This window comes from Snodgrassella alvi, from assembly GCF_002777745.1.
Taxonomy (GTDB): Bacteria; Pseudomonadota; Gammaproteobacteria; order Burkholderiales; family Neisseriaceae; genus Snodgrassella; species Snodgrassella alvi_D.
In genome coordinates this window covers 1-1,409 of sequence record NZ_MEIO01000013.1, presented here as the reverse complement: position 1 = coordinate 1,409, position 1,409 = coordinate 1, and the positions used below count along the sequence as shown (strand labels likewise).

Annotated in this window: 2 protein-coding genes; both read right to left on the bottom strand. The window is 40.2% G+C overall.

Features of this window, described 5'->3' with window-relative positions; genetic code table 11:
- The coding region (locus tag BHC51_RS00970; protein ID WP_143558704.1) for a hypothetical protein at nucleotides 1-572 on the bottom strand (572 nt) is incomplete at its 3' end.
- Nucleotides 573-855: 283 nt separating this feature from the next.
- Nucleotides 856-1,409, bottom strand: a 554-nt coding sequence (locus tag BHC51_RS12590) for a hypothetical protein (protein ID WP_218966359.1), incomplete at its 5' end; no start/stop codon positions are given.

The window sequence follows — 1,409 nt, the reverse complement described above, 5'->3', positions numbered from 1 at the left end:
GTTAAGCCATACAGCGGCTGTGGCTGCTGGATATAATCAATATTGGAAACTTCTTTTGATATTTTAAAGCCTTCCTGCACATAGGCATTAAAATTCAGCGGCGCAGCATCATATTCACCATAGATAATGACATCGGCCCATGGAAAAGGTTTGCCATACGGGATTAAGGTTTCATTATCGCGGCGGTAATCCTCTTCTGTGTGCCGGTAAGAGGTATAAATATCGCCATCAGTAATCCGATACAGGAAACCAAATGATTCAATCGGCAAGTCATAAGATTCTGGCGGGCGCTGGTATTTGGCTTTGATTTTCGGATCAGCAAAATCGCCCGGATCGCCGATATAGCGCGCCCAGCCATCAATCACGCCCGCGGGGATACTGATGGATTGAGTACCTAGTTTGCCAATGGTGTCATAACGTCCACGACTATCCTGATTGCGGAATGGTTCCGACACTTGCTCAACAACTTGTGTTTCCGGTTGTTTGCCAAAATCTTGGTCACAGCCGGCAAGCAGCAATACCTGCCACAGCAGCGCCAAGATAAGTAGACTTTTTCTAAATCCAGACTTCATAAGCAGCCTTTTTCTTTATTTTTTAATACAAAAGTTAACACAATATTAATATAAAGAAAAGAGAGAAATTCAGAATTATTTTCAATTTTATTGTTTTAAATTAGATACTAGCCAATATTTATTAATTATCTAATCAGTATTATTTCAAGAAACCTTGCGCCCATTTGGCATAACCATTTTCAATCTGTTTACGCCATGCCTGAATTTCGCTTTTGCTTACTTTTTTTGCTTCTAACATAGTGCTCTCCTTGAGATAATCAATAAGTTATACCACTACTACAAACTATGCCTTACCAATCTGTTTGCCCAGCAGCTTGCCTTCTGGGCTTACCCGCCAGCTATCCAGTATTTTAATAATATTGCTCTCCATCTCCTGCCATTGCGGCAGATAAGTACGGTTATAACTAATTGATACTCTGATATGAAATTTATCATTATAAAACATATGACTACAAAAATTTTTATGCTCAGAAAACTCGCAACCCATATAAGTTTTAATATTGCCGGCCTGATCTTTTTTGAGCAAAATATCCTTGGCATTAACATCCGATTTCCACGGTTCACCGGTTTTGGGATCAATGCCATTATTGGCCCGATATACGGTTAAGCCATACAGCGGCTGTGGCTGCTGGATATAATCAATATTGGAAACTTCTTTTGATATTTTAAAGCCTTCCTGCACATAGGCATTAAAATTCAGCGGCGCAGCATCATATTCACCATAGATAATGACATCGGCCCATGGAAAAGGTTTGCCATACGGGATTAAGGTTTCATTATCGCGGCGGTAATCCTCTTCTGTGTGCCGGTAAGAGGTATAAATATCGCCATCAGTAA